This window comes from Streptococcus sp. FDAARGOS_192 (assembly GCF_002073815.2).
In the GTDB taxonomy this organism is placed as follows: Bacteria; Bacillota; Bacilli; order Lactobacillales; family Streptococcaceae; genus Streptococcus; species Streptococcus salivarius_H.
On record NZ_CP020431.2, the window covers coordinates 1,422,257 to 1,443,093 of the forward strand.

At 41.2% G+C, this 20,837-nt stretch carries 19 protein-coding genes; 2 read left to right on the plus strand and 17 right to left on the minus strand.

Going from position 1 to position 20,837, the window contains the following annotated elements; translation table 11 throughout:
* Positions 1 to 81 precede the first annotated feature (81 nt).
* From A6J31_RS07315 to A6J31_RS07375, 13 genes are all read right to left on the minus strand, one after another.
* The gene (locus A6J31_RS07315) at positions 82 to 1,125 is read right to left on the minus strand and encodes a 2,3-butanediol dehydrogenase (RefSeq protein ID WP_060971912.1); all 1,044 of its coding nucleotides are present in this window, start codon (positions 1,123 to 1,125) and stop codon (positions 82 to 84) included.
* 159 nt (positions 1,126 to 1,284) lie between these two features.
* Positions 1,285 to 1,668 (minus strand): hypothetical protein, encoded by a 384-nt coding sequence (locus A6J31_RS07320; protein ID WP_080610818.1) that lies wholly within the window; start codon positions 1,666 to 1,668, stop codon positions 1,285 to 1,287.
* Between the two features lie 94 nt (positions 1,669 to 1,762).
* Complete coding sequence (gene gatB, locus A6J31_RS07325; protein ID WP_080610820.1) at positions 1,763 to 3,205, minus strand: Asp-tRNA(Asn)/Glu-tRNA(Gln) amidotransferase subunit GatB; 1,443 nt, start codon at positions 3,203 to 3,205, stop codon at positions 1,763 to 1,765.
* Positions 3,205 to 4,671, minus strand: a complete 1,467-nt coding sequence (gatA, locus tag A6J31_RS07330) for an Asp-tRNA(Asn)/Glu-tRNA(Gln) amidotransferase subunit GatA (protein WP_080610822.1) — start codon at positions 4,669 to 4,671, stop codon at positions 3,205 to 3,207. The genes gatB and gatA overlap by 1 nt, the downstream gene beginning before the upstream one ends.
* Positions 4,671 to 4,973, minus strand: coding sequence for an Asp-tRNA(Asn)/Glu-tRNA(Gln) amidotransferase subunit GatC (gatC, locus tag A6J31_RS07335; RefSeq protein WP_002884769.1), 303 nt, complete (start codon positions 4,971 to 4,973; stop codon positions 4,671 to 4,673). The genes gatA and gatC overlap by 1 nt, the downstream gene beginning before the upstream one ends.
* A 139-nt stretch (positions 4,974 to 5,112) precedes the next feature.
* The gene (locus A6J31_RS07340; protein WP_080610824.1) at positions 5,113 to 6,585 is read right to left on the minus strand and encodes a glycosyltransferase; all 1,473 of its coding nucleotides are present in this window, start codon (positions 6,583 to 6,585) and stop codon (positions 5,113 to 5,115) included.
* Entirely contained in the window at positions 6,566 to 7,864 is a 1,299-nt protein-coding gene (locus A6J31_RS07345; RefSeq protein WP_080610826.1) for an accessory Sec system glycosyltransferase GtfB, read from the minus strand. The genes A6J31_RS07340 and A6J31_RS07345 overlap by 20 nt, the downstream gene beginning before the upstream one ends.
* Before the next feature lie 49 nt (positions 7,865 to 7,913).
* Positions 7,914 to 8,795 (minus strand): glycosyltransferase family 2 protein, encoded by an 882-nt coding sequence (locus A6J31_RS07350; protein WP_080610828.1) that lies wholly within the window; start codon positions 8,793 to 8,795, stop codon positions 7,914 to 7,916.
* A 3-nt stretch (positions 8,796 to 8,798) separates the two neighbouring features.
* Positions 8,799 to 10,007: a glycosyltransferase gene (locus A6J31_RS07355; RefSeq protein ID WP_080610829.1), complete on the minus strand. Its 1,209-nt coding sequence runs from the start codon at positions 10,005 to 10,007 to the stop codon at positions 8,799 to 8,801.
* Positions 10,008 to 10,225: 218 nt separating this feature from the next.
* Positions 10,226 to 11,665 carry a 6-phospho-beta-glucosidase gene (locus A6J31_RS07360; protein ID WP_070476170.1) on the minus strand — a complete coding sequence of 480 codons (1,440 nt, stop codon included), beginning with the start codon at positions 11,663 to 11,665 and terminating at the stop codon, positions 10,226 to 10,228.
* Positions 11,666 to 11,820: 155 nt separating this feature from the next.
* The gene (locus A6J31_RS07365; protein WP_004183314.1) at positions 11,821 to 12,372 is read right to left on the minus strand and encodes a cysteine hydrolase family protein; all 552 of its coding nucleotides are present in this window, start codon (positions 12,370 to 12,372) and stop codon (positions 11,821 to 11,823) included.
* Positions 12,373 to 12,438: 66 nt separating this feature from the next.
* Positions 12,439 to 13,224 (minus strand): GTP-sensing pleiotropic transcriptional regulator CodY, encoded by a 786-nt coding sequence (gene codY, locus A6J31_RS07370; RefSeq protein WP_002884784.1) that lies wholly within the window; start codon positions 13,222 to 13,224, stop codon positions 12,439 to 12,441.
* A gap of 267 nt (positions 13,225 to 13,491) precedes the next feature.
* Positions 13,492 to 14,706, minus strand: a complete 1,215-nt coding sequence (locus tag A6J31_RS07375) for a pyridoxal phosphate-dependent aminotransferase (RefSeq protein ID WP_002884715.1) — start codon at positions 14,704 to 14,706, stop codon at positions 13,492 to 13,494.
* 359 nt (positions 14,707 to 15,065) lie between these two features.
* Between A6J31_RS07375 and A6J31_RS07380 the strand changes: the two genes are divergently transcribed.
* Entirely contained in the window at positions 15,066 to 15,518 is a 453-nt protein-coding gene (locus A6J31_RS07380; protein ID WP_002891687.1) for a universal stress protein, read from the plus strand.
* A gap of 78 nt (positions 15,519 to 15,596) precedes the next feature.
* On the opposite strand, the gene A6J31_RS07385 is transcribed toward A6J31_RS07380, so the two are convergent.
* The 4 genes from A6J31_RS07385 to A6J31_RS07400 all read right to left on the minus strand — a co-directional run bounded on the left by A6J31_RS07385 (position 15,597) and on the right by A6J31_RS07400 (position 19,831).
* Positions 15,597 to 16,349, minus strand: coding sequence for a hypothetical protein (locus A6J31_RS07385; protein ID WP_014634961.1), 753 nt, complete (start codon positions 16,347 to 16,349; stop codon positions 15,597 to 15,599).
* 69 nt (positions 16,350 to 16,418) lie between these two features.
* Complete coding sequence (pflA, locus tag A6J31_RS07390; protein ID WP_021143691.1) at positions 16,419 to 17,219, minus strand: pyruvate formate-lyase-activating protein; 801 nt, start codon at positions 17,217 to 17,219, stop codon at positions 16,419 to 16,421.
* 186 nt (positions 17,220 to 17,405) lie between these two features.
* Complete coding sequence (locus A6J31_RS07395; RefSeq protein ID WP_064520562.1) at positions 17,406 to 18,146, minus strand: LPXTG cell wall anchor domain-containing protein; 741 nt, start codon at positions 18,144 to 18,146, stop codon at positions 17,406 to 17,408.
* A gap of 353 nt (positions 18,147 to 18,499) precedes the next feature.
* On the minus strand, positions 18,500 to 19,831 hold the full coding sequence (locus tag A6J31_RS07400; protein ID WP_037602475.1) for a hemolysin family protein: 1,332 nt from the start codon (positions 19,829 to 19,831) through the stop codon (positions 18,500 to 18,502).
* A gap of 111 nt (positions 19,832 to 19,942) precedes the next feature.
* On the opposite strand from A6J31_RS07400, the gene A6J31_RS07405 reads away from it, so the two are divergent.
* On the plus strand, positions 19,943 to 20,725 hold the full coding sequence (locus A6J31_RS07405; RefSeq protein ID WP_014634965.1) for an ABC transporter ATP-binding protein: 783 nt from the start codon (positions 19,943 to 19,945) through the stop codon (positions 20,723 to 20,725).
* The last annotated feature ends 112 nt before the right edge of the window (positions 20,726 to 20,837 follow it).

Sequence of the window (20,837 nt, forward strand, 5' to 3'; positions counted from 1 at the left end):
TATTTGTTTCTGTTATTGTAACACAAAAAGGTCGAAACAAAACGGTTTCGACCTTTATCTATTCATTCGACCTTTATAAGCTTATTCTGGTTCAACTAAGATCTTAATTTGAGATTTATCTTGGGTCAATTCAACAAATCCTTCTTCAACGATATTCTCCAATTTAATTTTCTTAGTAACCAATTTATCAGCAGGGAAGTAGCCTTGTTCCATCAATTCCAAAACTTTAGGGAAGATGTGACGGTAGGCAATAATTCCTTTGAGAGATTTTTCTTGGATGGCGAATTCATTTGGATTGATGCTGGCTTCACGTTCCCAGATAGATACGACCATACATTCCCCAGCTTTATGAACAGCTGCAAGGGCTTGGCCTAAAACAACCGGAACCCCAGTAACTTCGTAAGAAACATCTGCTCCACCGCCTGTCAAACGATGGATAGCCTCTACGACTGTTTCCCCTTCTTCTGGGCGAACAACAATTGCTCCCAATTCTTCTGCTTTCGCTTGGCGTTCAGGAGACAATTCAACCGCATAGATTTTTGATGCGCCTGCTGCACGAAGGGCTTCAACGATCAAAAGACCAATTGGACCCAAGCCAAAGATAACAGCTGTATCCCCAGCTTTCAAAGCAGATTGACGGACTGCATACACAGCTACAGCAGCAGGTTCTGTAAGAGCAGCTTGTTCATAGCTCAAGCTATCTGGAATCACATGGACAAGATCACCATCAAGGACACAGTATTTCGCAAAACCACCATCTGCAGCGAGGCCGACGAAGTTCAAGTTTGGATCAAGGTTATAATCACCAATCAAGTTGTGCTCTGCAAGAATTGGTTCGATGGTTACACGATCGCCAACTTTGACACGAGTCACATTACTTCCGACTTCTACAATCTCACCAGAGAATTCATGCCCCAAAGTAACCGGTGCTTTTTGACCAGAATACACATGTTCTTCTGTTGGAATGAAGATTGGTCCATCCAAATATTCATGCAAATCTGTACCACAGATTCCTGTGAACTTGACTGCCACTTTTACTTGATGAGGCTGTACTTCAGGTACTTCCACTTCTTCGATACGAACGTCTTTCGCTGCATGCCAGCGAGCTGCTTTCATAGTAGCCATATGATGATCTCCTTGTTTTCACAATTTTTGGTTTTCTTTTCAGGAAACTTTATACATCAAATTGTAAACGTTTTCTTTTTACTTGTCAAGGAAAAACTGGACAAAAGAGATTAGGGAAGCACCCCATAAGATACTTCCCTAATCTCAACTTGATTTGTGTTATTTCTTTTTGATTCGAGACACCTCTAGCCACCAACCGACAATCCAGCCAAGGACTAAAAGATAATTTTCAAGAGCTCCTATGGCGTTGACTGAGTGATGATATTGAAGATAGCTAAGGAAATGATTGGTCCCAATCCCGAGGCCTCCAATAATCAAAGCTATCAGTACAGCTCTCAGATAAAACCAATCGTACTTGAAGTTTACGGCAATCAGGATGACAAGGACTGCCACATTCCAGATACCAATCTCCCTCTGCCAGCCAACTGAAATACCGTACCCCGAATGACCTCCCATATAAGTTGGGAAGAACAGCTGAAAAATAATAGCACCAGTCATGGCAAGGATAACGAGGATAAATAGGACTCTTAAGAATTTGTTCATGGGGTTGCTCCTAAACTCTTTTTTTAATGTTCCCAACTAGTCTAACACAAATATTGCAGATAAAAAACCAACCTTTCGGCTGGTTCTTTATCTATTATTCTTCTTTCAACTTCGCCAATTCTTGGGCAAGTAGCTTGAGGGCTACTTGTGGGTTGGCTTGGCCTTTGGTTGCTTTCATGAGGAAGCCTGTAAAGGCCTTGTCAGCATTCCGTTTCCCTGACTTGAAGTCGGCTACGGCTGCTTCATTATCTGCAAAGACTTGGTGGATGATTGGGATCAAGACTTCAGGGTCTGAAATCTGTACCAATCCAGCTTTTTCGACGTATTCACGCGCACCGCCACCGTTTTTCGCCAAATGAACGAAGACTTTCTTGGCAATCTTAGAGGAGATGGTTCCATCTTCAATGATGGCAATCATTTCTACCAAGTTTTCTGGTGTCAACTTGATTTCTTCAAGCGTTTTACCTTCTGCATTCAAGAATTGCGCTACTTCACCTTGGAGCCAGTTAGACACTTGTTTGGCATCGCCACCAAGGGCTACGGCTGCTTCAAAGAAGTCAGAAGTAACTTTCGTCGCTGTCAATTGGTTGGCATCATAGTCAGACAAGCCAAGCTCTGCCACATAGCGAGCACGGCGGTCTTTTGGAAACTCAGGCAATGATGTACGCATTTCCTCAATCCACTCATCTGAGATTTCAAACAAGGGAAGGTCTGGTTCTGGGAAGTAACGGTAATCCGCTGCTCCTTCTTTGACACGCATAAGAATCGTGCTCTTGTTGGCTTCATCGTAACGGCGTGTTTCTTGACGAATGACACCACCCGAACGCAAGATTTTCGCTTGACGCTCCACTTCGTATTCAAGACCTTTACGGACGTTTGAGAAAGAGTTCAAGTTTTTCAACTCCGTCTTGGTACCAAATTCCTCTTGACCGTAGGGGCGAAGGGAAATGTTGGCATCGACCCGCATCGATCCTTCTTCCATCTTGACGTCTGAAATACCTGTGTATTGGATGACTTCTTTCAAAGCTGTCAAATAAGCATAGGCTTCTTCCGGAGAACGCATATCTGCTTCAGATACAATCTCGATCAATGGCACCCCCTGACGGTTGAGGTCTACATAAGAGAAACCGTCTGTTCCGTGGGTGTTCTTACCGGCATCTTCTTCCAAGTGGGCACGTTCAATCCCGATTTTCTTGGTTGAGCCGTCTTCCAATTGCACTTCAATCCAACCGTTGTAACCAATTGGCTCGTCAAATTGTGAGATTTGGTAGGCCTTTGGATTATCAGGGTAGAAATAGTTCTTACGGTCAAAGTGCATGTGCTGATGGATATCCATATTCAGGGCCAAAGCAGCCTTAATACCAGCGTTCACAACACCCTTGTTCAAAACAGGAAGCACCCCTGGGAAAGACCAGTCGATCACATTAGTATTGGCATTTTGCTCGTTCCCAAAGTGGGCAGAGGTTGGTGAGAAAATTTTTGAGTTTGTATTCAATTCAACGTGGACTTCAAGTCCGATGACTGTTTCAAAGTTCATTAATTGTCACCTCCGAAAATAAGGGGTTGTTGCTTATGGTAATCCGTTGTTGCTTCAAAGGCCGCTGCAGCTTGGTAGATGGTTTCTTCCGAATACTTAGGACCGATCAACTGCAAACCAACTGGAAGTCCTTGCGCAAAACCTGCAGGAATCGAAATCCCTGGAAGACCTGCCAAGTTAACTGGAATGGTCAAGAGGTCCGCCAAGTACATGGCAACCGGATTATGGTTGAGCGAATCCAAATCAAAGGCTACACTTGGAGCTGTTGGACCAAGGATAAGGTCGTAATCCGCAAAGACTTTTTCGAAGTCTTGGATAATGAGGGTACGAACTTGACCAGCTTTCTTGTAGTAAGCATCGTAGTAACCAGATGACAAACTAAAGGTACCAAGCATGATACGGCGTTTGACCTCATCACCAAAGCCTTGACTACGAGTGTTCACATAGATGTCATCCAAGTTTTTAGCATCGTCTGCACGGAAACCATAGCGAATACCGTCGAAACGTTGCAAGTTTGAAGAGGCTTCAGATGAAGCGATGATGTAGTATACGGCAACCCCGTATTTAGAATGAGGCAGGCTAACTTCTTCGACCGTTGCTCCCAATTTTTCAAAGTGTTTAGCAGCGTTAAGGATAGTTTCCTTGACTTCTGGGTCAATCCCTTCACCGAGGTATTCCTTAGGGAGGGCAATCTTCATGCCTTTGATGTCTTGACCAATCTTAGAAGTGAAGTCTGCTACACGAACAGGTGCAGAAGTTGAATCCTTGGCATCTTCACTGGCAATGACATTGAGTAATTGGGCATTTTCCTTAACCGTCGGTGAGAAAGTACCAATTTGGTCAAGTGAGCTACCAAAGGCAATAAGACCGAAACGAGAAACCGTTCCGTAAGTTGGTTTGAGACCTACGATTCCGTTGAAGGCAGCTGGTTGGCGGATAGAACCACCTGTATCTGAACCAAGTGACAAGCGGACTTGTCCTGAAGCGACAGAAGCTGCTGAACCACTAGAAGATCCACCAGGAACCTTACTGTGGTCCCAAGCGTTTTTAGTCGCACCATAGTATGAAGTTTCACCAGATCCACCCATGGCGAACTCGTCCATATTGGTCTTCCCGATGACAATCATATCCTTGGCTTTAGCATTGGCAACAGCTGTCGCATCAAAGATTGGCTCGTAGTTATAGAGCATTTTTGAAGCCGCAGTGGTCAAGATGCCATCTGTTGAGATATTGTCTTTGACAGCGAGTGGAATCCCTGACAGGAGGTTGTCTGCATCGATTCCTTTTTCATCAATGGCCCTAGCTTGAGCGAGGGCAGCTTCTTCGGCCACCGTTACAAAGGCATTGACTGCTTCTTCACGCGCCTTGATATCGTCAAGCGTCGCTTGTGTCAATTCCGTTGCCGAGATTTCCTTAGAGACAAGGAGGTCGTGCAACTCTTCAATGGTTTTATTGTTGAATGACATTAGGCATCTCCTCCATCTTCTAGGATAGCTGGTACCTTGATGTAATAGTTATCTTTTTCAGGTACGTTTTTAAACAAGCGGTCACGGTCAGTCCCTTTTTCAGCAACATCCGGACGTAATACGGTCTTGCGGTCAGCCATGGTCGTTGTTGGGGCAACACCTGTTGTGTCCACTTCTTCCAACAATTCCACCATGTCGACAATTTTAGACAAGGTTGTCGCAAACTCAGCTGTCTCTTCTGGAGAGAATTTCAATTTTGAAAGATTGGCAACGTGGGTTACCTCTTCTTGCGTAATTTTCATCTTGCTTCCTTTCGTGAAATGATGATTTTTCAATACGTTCTATTTTACCATAATTAGGCCTATTTTGCTTGGAGGATAAAAAAACTGTAGTAACTTTTTTGTTACTACAGTTTACAGAGATAGAGCTTTTTCAAAACACTTATCGTATGGCTATCAAGAGCTTTCTCCAAGCCTCTAGGATTTCTGGTTTCAAATACTGTTTTGCCAGGTCATATGAGACTTGGTGCATAGACTCAAGATCACTTTCTAAGGCAAATACAATCTTGTCGGCCATCTGAGAAACAAGTAAGTTCTCATCCATAGTTTCGCTATAAGGAACCAGAAAGCCGTTTTTACCATCTTTGATGAAAGTTGGATTGCCATAACGGGCGTCAAAACCAACCAAGGCTAGACCTGCTCCCACCGCTTCCATCAGAGTCAAGCCAAAGGTCTCCCACTGAGAGGTGGTGACATAAAGTTCATACTGTGGGTAAACTTCACGCAAATCCGCATGACCCCGAAGTTGGATGAAGTCACCTGCCCCAAGAGTATCAATCAGATCTTGTAGATTCTCTTGCTCGCCACCTTTGCCGTAGATGTCAAAGTGAAGATTTGGCTCTTTTTCATGAGCAAGGGCGACTGCTCTTATAGCTAAATCCAAGCGTTTACGTGGGTCCAATCGCGAAGCCGTCATCAAACTAAGAGGCTTCCTCTGCTCCTCTGGAAAACTAAGGTTATCCAAATGTCCCACTGCTAGGTCATGAATACTAGCATCTGTTACACCTTGCTTTTTCAAGGTATTCTCTAAAACAGCCTTTTGTGCCTCCGTAGCTGTAATGAAGAAATCAAAACGTTGGGCGTACTTAAAGATGTAATAATACTCATAGTAGAGGTCGCCATTTTCAAACTCATGCTCTGAATGAAAAACGAAGCCTAACTTTGTAGGTGTATCCAATTCATAAATCGGTCGCATAAACTCCATCAAAGAGGCCCTATCCAGCAACAAGGTATCCGCAGTTGTCAGTGGAAGTCTTGCTAGAAAACGACGCATGACCTCTGTTTTTGTTACTAAAATCTCAGTTCCCAACCTATATAACCAGCTGGTCCCTTGCTTGAGTTCTTCAAAGGCGATGCGACCATCTTTATTGTGATAACTTCTCCTGATGATAATGCCTTTTTCAAAGTATTCTGTGACTAATTTACTTGTTCCATACCACTCACGTTTTAAAAGCATACCATTGACGTGGTAATCCACATACCGCACACAACCTTTTTGGTAGGAATCCATCTTGAAGACTAAAGAAGTGCCATCAGAACAGACATAAACAGAGTCTGTTTCGCTTTGACTTTTCAAATCTAGACGTGTCAACTTAAATTTTTGCTGCAAGGCCCCCACTGTCAAGGATGGGATATGACTGTCTTGATCTGTAAAGCTAAGATAGGCATGGAGGAGTTCCTCGTAGCGATGCCCTAAAGAAAGATAATAGTCTAATTTATAGGGTTGTGGCCAGGTCGTAAAGACAAACTTAGCAGGCTCATTTAATTCACGTAGCATCAAAGCTCTCGACGCCTGGGCCACGTCCACACCATTAGGCTCAAAGCCCACCAATAGGTTAAAGGTGTAAATTGTCATCTTCTTCCCCCTTCAATCTAGTAAAGAAAGCTAAGATTTCTTCTCTCTCGGCGAGTTTCAAAACCTCTTTCTGACTTTCAAGAGCCTTAGGGTAAAACTCTGGTTGCTGTAAGAGTTGTCGGAAATCTTGCTCTAGTTCCTCTAAGGAAGTATAGACCGTTGGTAAGTCCTTATAGTAGTGACGATGAACCGTTGATTCTAAGCCATAAAGTAGTTGCCCATTTTCAATCGCATCCAATGTTGCATCAGATACTTCACTTCCATAATTCAAGTCTAAATAAATGAAACATTTCCTTAGTAGCTCTTGGTATTTCTCCTGACGAATCCCTGGGTAAAGATGGACATTTCCCTTATCTTCGAGACAAGTCAATTTAGGTCCCATACTAGTTTGGGCTCCGATGTGAAAGTCAATATCCGGAAAAGCATCAACCAAGTCAGCTAGTCCCTCAATATTTTCAGAAGCAGTCATCACCATGGCTTGAGGCACAAAAGTCTGAGAACCCTCTTGTTTAGCACCAGCTAAATAAATCATGCCTGACCAACGTTCCTCTTGTGGATAATAATTAGTAATCAAAACATGATTCACTTGACTTTGAATAAACTCAAGACCATCATGACTGTCGGAGCAATAGACCAGACGATTAGCATTCAAGGTCTGCAAAATCGGGATTAGATTGGAATCCATACAGATGATAGCTTCGTCTGACTTTAGGATTTGATTCAAAACAACCTTAGTTAATTCTTCCCTACCCGAGAAAATCCTATCTCTTCCTTCAGATCCCTGATCAATCAAGTACCCATCTTGAATATAGTGAAGCAAGACCTCTTCTTGATTACGATTAAAGTAAGTATCCATAATGCCTTGTCCCTGATCATCCAGAAGACGCTGTTTGGTACGCCAGCCATAGCGATTATAGTCGTCTATCGCAACAACTTTCTCCCCTTGTCCAAACCATTGGACTTGTTTGACCGTACGTTCCTTTAGATTGTCACGAAAAATGACACTAGCACGACGGTCTTGACCATCAAAAATGTAGGTCGTAATCCCCAAAGTCCACAATTCCCAATATAGAGGAACTGACAAATCGTTAAAAAAGAGTGGTTTCCCTTGATAATCTTCCTCAGAGGAATAAATAAATGACGATGCTAAACTAATAGTGTCCTTATCAATATCCGTTTCAAAATTCGTGTAAAACACACGCGACTGAATACCAAAAGAGTCTAGTAATCTTCTCAGTTTTTCCGTTGCCTGACTGGGTTCTTGTGCAATAATGAGCATAGTTATCCTTTCTGACTAATCCAAGCTATAATAGCTTAACCCTCGACCTTTATTGCTCCAAAAATCTCAAGTTAACCTGCGCCGTCTTATAGGTCTCAGTATCTTGAAGATTAGCTTCTTCCATTTTTTCAATCGCCCGTTTTAGACGCGTCTTATAAATATAACGGTGCCAGGTCAAATCATAGCCCAACATACCTAGCAAAGCTAGTTTTTCATTCTTAGCTTCCATCTCATCTAAAACACGCTTCTCAGTCCAGACCTGTGACAGCGTATCCTTACGACCCACTCGGTACCAGTAGATACATTTCTCAGTATGAACCACACGATTGGCCTTTAACAAGAGTTTGTACATCAGGAAATTATCTTCAACATTTTTACCGACAGGAAAACGAAGATCCTCGAATAAGGAAATCTTGTAGAGTTTCATCATGGCACATGCCCAAGCCATATCTCGTGTCTCTTGAATGGCATCCTGATCTATGATGTCTCTTCCTTCATAGAGGGTTTCAGAAAAATCGTTCTCCGTCACCTTAATCAAAAACTTACTTGTACTCTCATTGAACAAGTTATAGTTGGCAATAGAAACATCTGCTTCATACTTTTTAAGCTGAGTGTATAAGGTCTCCACATAATCCTCTGTTACCCAGTCATCTGGGTCTACAAAAGTGATGTAATCACCTGTGGCTAGGTCAATCCCTGTATTTCGAGCTGCTGATAAGCCCCCATTTACCTGTCGCACATAGCGAATACGCGAATCTCTCTTGAAAAATTCCTTGCAAATCTCCTCTGAAGTGTCAGGAGAACCATCATTGACAAGAATGATTTCAAGGTTTGGATAAGTCTGATTCACTATCGTTTCCAAACACTGCTTCAGGTAAGCTTCCACATTATAAATGGGAATCACAATACTAACTACTTCTTTATTTTCCATGGTCTATCTCTCAATCGTATCTATATAGTCTCGAACTGCCTCTACCATTTGGTCTACTTGGTCATTCTTGAACACTTGATTTTTCCCAGTCTGGTCATGATTGGTCCCTTCAAAAGAGAAAATTGGAAGACCCAACTGATGAATCGTTTCTGTGATATGATCAACCTCGTCAAATGGGTTGATATCCAAATAAAAATCTATTTTTTCCAAAACCTTTCGACTGGTCAATGGATCAAAGGACGGATAGAGAATAAGGTTTGGATACTGCTCCAATTTCACCAAATTAAACCCGAAATGAGAATGAGCCAAAACATGAAAAGCTACATCTGGAAGAGCCTGCAGTAAATGTTCCAATTCAAAGATGTCTGCCGTATTAGTATAAATAGCCGTATGGTAAGGAAAATCACCGACCATATCACTAAAGCTAAGCTTTAAGGATGGCTTTCTCAATAAGATGTCTTCCCAAGATAGGGCATAATAAAACCACCAAATATCTCTGAAACGATTGAAACGCTTAGAGGTCCAAGGTTTATTGTGAGAGGTGTAATGAATAACCGCTGGCACCCCTTTAAAAACATCATACCAATCCAAGTCCCCATATCTGTACTGATCCTTGTCAGAGCCTACTTGGAGATTATAAGTCCATGGAAGTTGGTGCCAGGCGTCTTTAAAATAAAGATTCAAAATCCCTTGATCCCCATAAACATTTTGGTGATGTTCCTTAGTTAATTCAAAAAGAGACTCTGTCACCTTGTGTTGTCGCCACCAATCGATGTCAATAACCATCAAACCAGCATTAAAACCTTCTGTCGTCGTCGGACGATCCACTACCGCTCCAATACCAAATCCGCCCAGATCCACTTCAAAAAGTGGTGACAAATCCTGCGTAAAAATCATATCACAGTCTAAATAGAGAACACGATCTTCTTGAACAAACTCAGGAATCGCATAACGGAAAAAAGTCGCATAATGAATATGCGCACTTGGAAGCGAAAATTGTTTAAAGCTTTCTGCAGACACACGACAATTGAGAATTTCAGAATCAATAGCTTCTAAACGACGATTCATCAGCGTAAACCATTCTGTTGGTAAATTCTCATTTAGCACATAAATTTTCCACTGCCCTTTATGTGCACACAAAGATTTAAGAGCTACCTCTAACTTTTCCATATAGGATAGCTCAGCTACAAATACAACCGATTTTTTACCCATGTTTTCTTCCTCTCAAACTCTAACAAGAATATCATTTTTTAGAAAACATTACAATTTCTATCCCTTACAAAAAAAGCCAACCCTAAGGCTGACTTTAAATGGAGATCAATTTTCTCTTAGTGCTCCTTATATGCGTAAAACAGGATTCAGACTAGCACATGGCTTAGAACACCCAACACCTCTCAACTCATAGATGTCATTAGTCGAGAACTCACACCCTATTCTACAGAGGCACCGTTACTTGCGATAACTTCTTTGTACCAGTTAAATGATTTCTTCTTAGAGCGTTTAAGGCTACCATTACCATCGTTGTCACGGTCCACATAGATAAAGCCATAACGTTTCTTCATTTCACCAGTTCCAGCAGAAACAAGGTCGATACAACCCCATGTTGTGTAGCCCCAAAGCTCTACACCATCTTCATTGATAGCATCACGCATGGCCTTGATGTGGGCTGCCAAGTAGTCGATACGATAATCATCTTCGACATAACCATTTTCATCTGGTGTATCCACAGCACCGAGACCATTTTCAACAATAAACATCGGTTTTTGGTAACGATCCCAAATGGCGTTAAGGGTAATACGAAGACCTAGTGGGTCAATTTGCCAACCCCACTCTGAAGCTTCCAAATATGGATTTTTAATAGAGGCAAAGATATTTCCAGCGGTCTTTTCATTAACTTCTGGATCACCTGAAGCCACACGACTTGCATAGTAAGAGAAAGAAATAAAATCAACAGTATGCTCTTTAAGAAGGGCCAAATCTTCTTCAGTCATCTCAAGCTCAATGCCATCACGTTCCCACTGTTTCTTAGCATAATTTGGATACTCTCCACGAGCTTGAACATCAATAAAGAAATAACTACTACGGTCTTCTTGCATGGCTGCCCAGTAGTCGCGTGGGTGGGCTGTATTTGGATAATACTGACCTGCTGCCAACATACAACCGACCTTATTTTCAGGGTCAATCTCATGGGCCAACTTGGTCGCCATAGCTGAAGCTACCAACTCATGGTGAGCTGCTTGGTATTTAACCTGTTCCTCATTCTCACCCTCTTCAAAGCAGAGTCCTGCTCCCATAAATGGTGCATGGAGAATCATATTGATTTCATTGAAAGTGAGCCAGTACTTAACCAAACCTTTATAACGTGTGAAAAGGGTACGGCAAAGATTTTCATAGAAGCCAAGCATCTTACGGTTACGCCAGCCGCCATACTCGGTAATCAAGTGCATGGGACAATCAAAGTGTGTAATCGTTACCAAAGGTTCAATACCATACTTGTGACATTCCTTGAAGAGGTCCTCATAAAAGGCAAGCCCAGCTTCATTTGGCTCAGCCTCATCCCCCTTAGGAAAAATACGTGACCAAGCAATAGAAAGACGATAGGTCTTAAATCCCATTTCACCAAAAAGAGCAATATCTTCCTTGTAACGATGGTACATGTCGATACTTTCCTTAGCTGGATAGAAATAGCCATCCTCAAAATCAAACATCTTACGACGTCCAGTGATAATAGAAAGGCGATCCTCACCAATTGGCACCACGTCAACATTGGCTAGACCACGCCCATCAGCATCATAGGCCCCCTCACATTGGTTGGCCGCTGTCGCCCCACCCCACAAAAATCCGTCAGGGAAAGTCATTTTTTTAGTCATTCTTCTACCTCTTATGATTCAAGATTATTTCAGTAATAGTATATAGTAATCTGGAATCGTTTTCTTATAGTAAACTACGAAAAACTGATACTATCCTATGATTTTTGACAAAAAACAAGAGTAGGACAGATTCCCACTCTCGATTATAATTCTTATTACTCCACAATTGTTGCTCCAAGAACATTCTTAAAATGCCCGATAGCAAAGTCATGAGCTTCAGGCGTCAAGGAAGCTGTTGCACTCGCTACAACCTCGATATCATAGCCCAAATTATAGGCATCAATGGCTGTATGTAGGACACAAATATCCGTTAAAACTCCTGTCAAAACAACTGTCGTCACACGACGCTCACGCAAACGAATATCTAAATCCGTTCCCGAAAAGGCTGAATAGTGTCGCTTGTCCATCCAAAAGACACGATTATCATCCTTGATGGCATCATATACACCAGCTAACTTTCCATAAAGTTCTCGCCCAGATGTCCCTGCAATATTGTGCGGTGGAAAGAGCTTAGTTTCAGGATGGAAGGTATCTCCTTCATCATGTCGGTCCATAGCAACGAAGATATAATCCCCATTATCATAGGCCTCTTGAGTTACCTGGGCAATGCGGTCTTCAATGGCTTGGGCAGGCTTTCCAGCCGTCAACTTCCCATCATCTGCCACAAAATCATAAGAGTAATCAATTGATATCAATGCCTTTGTCATATTACTTTCTCCTTTTAAAAAAAGTGGGGCAGGTTCCTCCTACCTCACTTTCCTTCAGTATTCTTCTTATTCGTATTCTTTCAATTTATCGTAGATACCTTCGTTAAGGACTTTAAGATAAGTCCCTTTCATACCGAGTGAACGGCTCTCAATAATACCAGCTGATTCCAACTTACGAAGGGCATTAACGATAACTGAACGTGTGATTCCAATACGGTCAGCGATAACAGACGCTGTCAAGCGGCCTTCCAAACCGTCCAACTCATTCAAGATAGCTGAAACTGCCTTGATTTCCGAGTAAGACAAGGTATTAATAGCCATGTTAATAGCTGTCTGTTTACGAATTGTTTCTTCCAAGTTCTCTGTTTGAAGATTCAACAACTGCAACCCAACTACTGTAGAGGCAATCTCAACCAAGATAAGATCTTCATCTACAAAGTCATGATCGTTACGCCAAATGATGAAAGAACCAAGACGCATACCACCACCATAGATAGGGGCAATTGTAGTCAAACCATCTGGGAAGTCGTCTTTTGATTCCACAGGGAAAATGGTCAAGTCACTGTCAATACCAATGTTTTCTTGAGTGTCATAAACACGGCTGATACCACGTGTATACTCTTCTGGAAGCTGTTTGGCTTCAAAAAACTCTTCTACACGATCATTGTTGGTTTTGTACTTCATGGCAAAACCAAGGAGAGCACCACCACCATTAACGATAGCAGCGTTACAATCAATGATATCTGCCAATTGAGCAGCCATATTGTTGTATGGAAGATCTCCTTCCAAGCTGTCTACTGAGCGTTGCAAGATAGATGTAATTTTACGTGTTTTAGCCAGCAAATTTGCCATATTTATTGTCTTCACTTTCTATTGTAATCATAATAATATCAAGCCTTGTACTAATCTTCTGCGTCAAGACCTACTAGCCCTATCATTATAGCACACTTAACCCAGAAATTGCAAACAATTGTCTGAAAATTATTTATTATTTTACTATTCATTATATTATGTATATTATGGCATTTTTAGGAAAAATGTTCGGATCTTGCTCAAATACTTCCTCTTTTTAGAGACAATAGAAACTGGACAAGCCTTTTTGTCCAGTTTTTCAAGAAATTAGCGCTTGTAATATGACAAGACTCGTTCGATTTTGTTACCGAGATCAGCCAACTCTTCCACACGAGGAAGGTAGACAATACGGAAGTGATCTGGTTCATTCCAGTTAAAGCCTTTACCTGGAACTAGGAGAACCTTCTCTTTCTTCAAGAGACGAAGACAGAATTCTTCATCATCTTCAATATCATACATGTTACGGTCAATCTTAGGGAAGATGTAAAGCCCTGCATCTGGCTTAACAGCTGATAGTCCTGGAATAGCGTTTACGGTATTCGTGATAAACTCACGTTGTTCATAGATACGACCGCCAGGAATCAAGAGCTCATCCACAGATTGGTAACCACCAAGTGAAGTTTGAATAACGTGCTGAGAGAGCACATTAGCACAAAGACGCATGTTGGCCAACATATTAAGCCCTTCAATATAGCCTTTGACATTCTTTTTAGGTCCAGAGAGAACCATCCAACCTACACGGAAACCACAGATACGGTGAGACTTAGAAAGACCATTCATAGACACACAGAAAACATCTGGTGCAAGACTAGCAATCGCAGTATGCTTTTTACCATCCATAACCAAGCGGTCATAAATCTCATCCGCAAAGATAATCAAATCATTTTGTCGAGCAATATCCACAATCTGTTCAAGAACATCCTTAGGATAGAGCGAACCTGTAGGATTATTGGGATTGATGACTACAATTGCCTTAGTATTTGACGTAATCTTTGATTTGATATCATCAATATCTGGATACCAGTTAGATTTTTCATCACAGACATAGTGTACGGCATTACCGCCAGCTAGACTGACACAAGCTGTCCAAAGAGGATAGTCTGGCATTGGGACCAAGACCTCATCTCCATCATCAAGCAAGGCCTGCATAGACATGGAAATCATTTCTGAAACACCATTACCAATATAAATATCATCAATATCTACATTTGGGAATCCCTTTAGCTGGCAGTACTGCATAATCGCCTTACGAGCTGAGAAAATCCCCTTACTATCCGAATACCCTTCACTGTTACGAACATTCATAATTAAATCACGAATGACTTCATCCGGTGCTGTAAAGCCAAATTCCGCAGGATTTCCTGTATTAAGACGAAGAATCTTTTCACCATTGGCAATCATACGGTTGGCTTCATCCAAAACTGGTCCACGAATATCATAGGCAACGTGATCCAACTTTGATGATTTATCAAATGTTTTCATAAGTTAATCCTTTCAAAAGATACTAAAAGTAGATACATCTAGCAGAAAATAAGAAAATTCAACACCTGATGGGGATTTCCACTTTTATTGACACCAACTTTAGGCTTGGCCATTTGGTATCATTTCTGAAGACTTGTCTTCCTCTTTTTTAATTATCATGTTTCTTACGAAGCTAATAACAGATTGTATTATACCTCTTTTTCAAGCAATCTTCAATTTTTAGATAATACTGAAATCTTCACATTACCAAGAGCATCCTAAAGTAAGCAGTCAAAAAAAGATTTCAGAAAATCTATAACAACGCTTTCATTTTTTAGATTAAAGGAGTATAATAAAGCTAAAGATAGGAGGTAGAGCTTATGTCTCAACAATATGAACGTATTATGGTAGCTATCGACGGTTCTTACGAATCAGAACTGGCCTTTATTAAAGGTGTGCACGTTGCAAAACGTAATAATGCTCAGTTACTATTGGTACACGTTATCGATACACGCGCCCTTCAAAGCGTTGCGACTTTCGACTCTTACATCTATGAAAAACTAGAAGACGAAGCTAAAGCTGTTTTGGCTGACTTTGAACGCCAAGCCAGAGAAGCTGGTTTAACCAAGATTCGCAAAGTTATTGAGTTCGGTAATCCTAAGAGCCTCTTGGCTGTTGATATCCCTGATAAGGAAAATGTTGACCTTATTATGGTTGGTGCCACAGGTCTCAATACTTTTGAACGCTTGCTTATTGGTTCATCTTCTGAATACATTCTCCGTCACGCAAAAGTTGACTTGCTCATCGTTCGTGACTCTGAAAAAACACTTTAGTCACCTCTCACAAGCACCTCTGGTGCTTTTCTCATATGAAAAAGAACCGAGATCCTAAATCTCAGTTCTTTTTTTGTTCTATTTTTCAGACTTTGCTGATTCAGACATTACTTCTGACTCTGAAGTTGACTGGCTTTCTTCGGCCAAGTCTTCACTAGCAGATTGACTTGAGGCACCTGCTTGCTCCAAAGCAAGACTAGTTGAAAGGCTCTCACGCTCTGCTTCCTGACTAAGGCTAGCTTCAACAATCATGAGTTCCTTTTGACGTTCTGTTTCACGAAGATATTCACGTTCTTCAAGTTCTTCCTGACGACGTCTTTCCTGCTCACGTCTTTGGGCCTTTTGACGCTCACGCTTAGCATGACGTTTTTGCGTCTCATCAATCAAGACCTTAGTGTTGTCTTTAATATGCATCCACTTAATAAGACGAACCAAGAGTCTCCATAGGAAAACAATAATTGACTCTGCAAAGAGAAGAATCTCAACCAGAATAACTCCCAACAAGCTCCAAGCCATGAAGAGTGTAATCAATAATTGCGTGAAAATCTTCTTCAAGTCACCCAAATGATTATTGTGAATATTAAGGGTTTCAAGGAAAAGATCTAAAATCCCTTGCAAGAGGTGTGATTTAACAGATTTGTCTCCCTCTAGGCTCAAGTCCGTTTGAACTTCTGCCGGAGTAACAACTGTCAAGTCCCCATCTTGGTAGACATCTATACGGTCTCCTAATTTTATGTCAAAATCAAAAAGCGTGCGATCTATTTTCTTAAGTCGCCCGTCAGGATGACTGAGATAAACAAAGTCATCATCAAATTTTAAAATACGAAACATAATTTACCTACTCTTTATTGCTCCCTAAATAATAGCAAAGTTAAAAAGCTCTTGTCAAGAGCTTCTTTTTCAATCCAAGGTTTTAACACCGATACGATTTTTATACTCTTGATACGTTTCAGTGTGCATGAGAGCTTTGGCATTTTTAACCCGATCTGCCGTTGGTGGTTTGACCCCTTCCAAAGGATATGGAATACCGAGCTCACGCCATTTGAACTCACCCATTGTATGATAGGGAAGAATTTCAAATTTATCGACATTTTTCAAGGTCTTTACAAACTCACCAAGCTTAACCAAGTGTTCGTCAAAGTCTGTCAAACCAGGTACCAAAACATGGCGAATCCAGACTGGAACTTGTTTATCAGACAGATATTGAGCAAATTCCAAAATATTCTTATTAGGTTGACGGGTCACAAACTTGTGTTGTTCAGGATCAATCTCTTTGATGTCAAGTAGGACCAAGTCAGTAACAGCCAAAAGTTTGTCAACGACTTCATGATACTCAGGAGTATTGCGGTAAGCAAACCCACAAGTATCAAGCGTACAGTGAATTCCTAGCTTCTTAGCCTCTGTAAAGAGGGCAGTGACAAAATCAATCTGAAGCATAGCCTCACCACCTGATACAGTAATACCACCATGCTCACCCCAGAAATGACGGAAACGAAGAGCCTCATCTAAGACATCTTCAACTGTACGTTCAACAGCCTTATTTGACTCCATAGCCCAAGTATCTGGGTTATGACAATATTGGCAACGCATCTTACAGCCTTGCATGAAAACAATAAAACGGATACCCGGACCATCTACGGATCCAAAACTTTCGGTTGAATGAACAAGTCCAGTCACCTGACTGTAATCAATTTCTGCCATGGCAGCCTCCTTGAAAACGCTTTTTACATGTTTTTATTATACCTCTTTTATCAGAAACATGCTCCATATCTGCCTGAATTCAAGCAAAGGTTATACTATAATACATCTGAAATTAAGGGAAATCTATACTATACCAGAAGAAAAACAAAAAAACTGGAAAAATCCAGTCTTTTATCATCTATATTATTAGGCACGTTTCTTAAGACCCAAAAAGGCTGCAGCAACAAGGAAGAATGTTCCTGCCATTGTCAAGATTACTGTTGATGCTTCACCAGTCTTAGGAAGTGTAACTTCCTTACCTTTAGCATCTTTACCAGTCAATGTACCGTCAGCGTTCACTTTGAATCCTACTGTTTCAGGAGCAACAACACTTGTTGTACCGTCAGTGTTAGCGATGACAATTTGGCTATTTTGTGTAGACACAATTGTTTGGCCAGCTGCAGTGATAACTGGAGCTGTTGGTGTTACAGTAACAACAGGTTGTCCATTAACATTCACTGCTGGAATTTCAGGGTTTTGAGGTGCTTCGCTTGTCCCTTTATCAGTTGCTGAAGCTGGGTCTTCTGGCTTATCGACTGGTTTCTCAGTTGGTTTATCAGCTGGTTTTGTTGATGAATCAGCTGTTGGAGCCGGTGTCGCAGGTGTTTCTGGAGTTGCTGGTGTTGTTGGCTCAGCTGGTACTTCAGGAACTGTAGGTGTTGGTGTTGTTGGCGTTGCCACACCAGTGTTTGAATCATTGCTACGAGCCAAGTCACCATCACTTGGGGCTGTTGAAGGACCAGTTACTGCACGATCTGTCGTTGGTTGTGTAAGAACAGCATCATTTGTCGCAATACCATCGTCCGCAAAAGAAGTTACTGGTACAAAAGCTCCTAGGGTAAAGGTGAGTAAAAGCAAGCTACTATATATAGATTTTTTAGAAGCCATTAAGATTCTCCTTTTTTCATTTATCAGTTAATTTATATTCTACCATAAAAAAGTAATAAAAGACTGTTTTAATTAAAATCTTATTTATTTTTATTCTGAATCTATCAATACGCTAAAATATGTTAGAACATCTCCAAAATTATGGTTGTTTTCCTGACAAAGTCTGGCAGTTTTGATAGGTTAAAAAGGCTTTATGACGTGTTTTATAGACGTTTTCTAATCGTATTATTTTGATAAGCTGATATTCCAAGATAGATAAGAAAAAGCACTTTCACTCATAATGAGAGAAAGTGCCTAATTAGTAAATAGTCGCTTTTAAGTTCCAATATTTTCTAATAAAAACATGTAGAAAACTATTCTTCTGCCTCTTCTGGAGCTGCCGTGATGATTACCTTAAGTTTGGTTACACGACCATCCTTAACCTTATCATTGATAAATTCGAGGTGTTTGTCCTTGTTGATAACTGCATAGTGTTCCTTGACTTCTTGAGTTGGAATGGCTCCCACACCAGTCAAATAATAACCTGCGATAGTATCAACGTCATCACTCTCAAGTTCTGTATCAAAATGTTCATTGAAGTCGTTAAGAGTCATAGCTCCCTCGACAATATAGGTATTCTCACCAATTTCACGAACTTCCACACTAGATTTATCTGTTTCGTCGTCAATCTCACCAACGATTTCTTCCAAAAGGTCCTCGAAGGTAACAAGACCAGCAACGCCACCGTATTCATCAAGCAAGATAGCCATCTGATTATTGGTGTTACGAAAGGCTGCCAAGAGATCATCTACGAAGATAGTCTCAGGAACAAAGAGTGGTTCATTCATGATTCGACGAAGTTTGATATTTTCAAAACCAAGTTCAAAACCTGCTTTTAGAAGGTTTTTAGTATGAATGACACCGATAATCTTATCCTTGTCATCTTCGTAAACAGGAATACGAGAGAAACTTTCCTTGAGAATAGCTTGGATATTTTCTTGAGTGTTGTCTTCAATATCAATCATGAAGGCATCTGTACGAGGAACCATAACCTCACGCGCCATCAATTCATCAAGAGAGAATACCCCTTGGAGCATTTCAATTTCTTCAGCCTCAAGTGTATCCTCACTCTTTGTCAACATGTACTCAATCTCATCACGTGTCATCTGTTCATCTGCATCATCAAAGGTCGCAGGTGTCAAACGAGACAAAAGATTGGTTGACGCCGAAAGAATCCAAACAAAGGGACTAACAATCTTACCTGTAACAATAATGACAGGTGCCGAGTAGATGGCTAGATTTTCCTTGAGATTCATAGCGATACGTTTTGGATAAAGTTCCCCAAAAACGATAGAGATATAGGTCAAGACAACCAAAGAAATCATGCTACCCGCTGTCTTAGCCCAAGCCACATGACCAAACCAAGTCGCTATCACTGCACCTAGTGACGCAGAGAGACTGGCCCCCTGTAAGAGGCTAATAAAGGTAATACCAACTTGGATAGTTGATAGGAAGTTGTTTGGATTTTCAAGAACCTTGAGTAGGCGAATAAATTTCTTATCACCTTCTTCTGCCTTTTGCTCTACACGTGAGCGGTTAAGTGATACGAGAGCCATCTCAGATGCTGAGAAAAAGGCTGTAAGCAAGGTTAAAATTAGTAGTAAAATAGATTGAAATAATAAGGACTGACCACTCGAGTCTTCCATTTTTTCTTCTCCTCTAAAAAAAAATTCTGACTTTCATTATACCATAATTTCCCAATAAAGGTGTCTATTTTATGCTATAATTAGAGTAATTTATCATCAAAGGAGAGACTTATGTCACTTATACGATTAGAAAATGTCAGTTTGGCCCGCCAAGGAAAAACACTTTTGTCTGGCCTTAACTGGACAGTTGAAAAAGGTCAAACTTGGGCTATTCTGGGACTTAACGGTGCTGGAAAATCAACCCTCCTACGTTTGTTGACAGCTGAATTCTTTCCTTCTGAGGGAAAGGCTGAGATACTAGGCTACACCTTTGGGAATGGAGACATCACAGGTCTTCGTCAACATATCGGTATCGTCAGCTCCTTCATCACTGAGCGTCTTCCTCAACATATGACAGCTGAAAAAATCGTCCTTACAGGTAAATACAAGAGCTCAATCCTCTACAAAGCCTATGGAGACAAAGAGCTACAAGAAGCCAAGGATATGCTGACTTCACTTGGTGCTGGTGATTTGATTGGTCGTAAATACCGTGGTCTCTCTCAGGGAGAAAAGCAAATCTGTTTAATTGCTCGTAGTCTGATGGAAGATCCCGACATCATCATCCTTGACGAAGCAACTGTTGGCTTGGATCTGTTTGCCCGCGAAAAGCTCTTACGTCAGATTGACCGTATCACCTCGCTTCCTCACGCACCACTGGTCCTTTACGTCACCCACCATGCTGAAGAAATCACTGAAAAAATGGACCACATCCTCCTACTCCGTCAAGGAAAAATCGTGGCACAAGGACCAAAAAATGATATCATCACACCGGAAGTTTTAGCTGACTTCTACCAAAATCCTGTTCAAATTATTCCAATTGATGACCATCGTTTTTACATTAATCCTCTTCTATAAAAATCACTCAAAGAAACAAGTCCCCCAGATAATGTCTAGGGGACTTGTTCTTTTATCACTACTCCTCTTTTATTTTCGATACGCCATACAAAATTAAGGCTGGAACGACAAG

Coding starts and splice junctions, on each gene's coding strand:
- A6J31_RS07375 (WP_002884715.1), bottom strand. CDS start 14,706: ATGAAAACATTTGATAAATCATCAAAGTTGGATCACGTTGCCTATGAT.
- A6J31_RS07315 (WP_060971912.1), bottom strand. CDS start 1,125: ATGGCTACTATGAAAGCAGCTCGCTGGCATGCAGCGAAAGACGTTCGT.
- codY (WP_002884784.1), bottom strand. CDS start 13,224: ATGGCAAATTTGCTGGCTAAAACACGTAAAATTACATCTATCTTGCAA.
- A6J31_RS07355 (WP_080610829.1), bottom strand. CDS start 10,007: ATGGGTAAAAAATCGGTTGTATTTGTAGCTGAGCTATCCTATATGGAA.
- A6J31_RS07365 (WP_004183314.1), bottom strand. CDS start 12,372: ATGACAAAGGCATTGATATCAATTGATTACTCTTATGATTTTGTGGCA.
- A6J31_RS07405 (WP_014634965.1), top strand. CDS start 19,943: ATGTCACTTATACGATTAGAAAATGTCAGTTTGGCCCGCCAAGGAAAA.
- A6J31_RS07340 (WP_080610824.1), bottom strand. CDS start 6,585: ATGACAATTTACACCTTTAACCTATTGGTGGGCTTTGAGCCTAATGGT.
- A6J31_RS07385 (WP_014634961.1), bottom strand. CDS start 16,349: ATGTTTCGTATTTTAAAATTTGATGATGACTTTGTTTATCTCAGTCAT.
- A6J31_RS07400 (WP_037602475.1), bottom strand. CDS start 19,831: ATGGAAGACTCGAGTGGTCAGTCCTTATTATTTCAATCTATTTTACTA.
- A6J31_RS07350 (WP_080610828.1), bottom strand. CDS start 8,795: ATGGAAAATAAAGAAGTAGTTAGTATTGTGATTCCCATTTATAATGTG.
- A6J31_RS07345 (WP_080610826.1), bottom strand. CDS start 7,864: ATGCTCATTATTGCACAAGAACCCAGTCAGGCAACGGAAAAACTGAGA.
- A6J31_RS07360 (WP_070476170.1), bottom strand. CDS start 11,665: ATGACTAAAAAAATGACTTTCCCTGACGGATTTTTGTGGGGTGGGGCG.
- gatB (WP_080610820.1), bottom strand. CDS start 3,205: ATGAACTTTGAAACAGTCATCGGACTTGAAGTCCACGTTGAATTGAAT.
- A6J31_RS07380 (WP_002891687.1), top strand. CDS start 15,066: ATGTCTCAACAATATGAACGTATTATGGTAGCTATCGACGGTTCTTAC.
- pflA (WP_021143691.1), bottom strand. CDS start 17,219: ATGGCAGAAATTGATTACAGTCAGGTGACTGGACTTGTTCATTCAACC.
- A6J31_RS07395 (WP_064520562.1), bottom strand. CDS start 18,146: ATGGCTTCTAAAAAATCTATATATAGTAGCTTGCTTTTACTCACCTTT.
- gatC (WP_002884769.1), bottom strand. CDS start 4,973: ATGAAAATTACGCAAGAAGAGGTAACCCACGTTGCCAATCTTTCAAAA.
- gatA (WP_080610822.1), bottom strand. CDS start 4,671: ATGTCATTCAACAATAAAACCATTGAAGAGTTGCACGACCTCCTTGTC.
- A6J31_RS07320 (WP_080610818.1), bottom strand. CDS start 1,668: ATGAACAAATTCTTAAGAGTCCTATTTATCCTCGTTATCCTTGCCATG.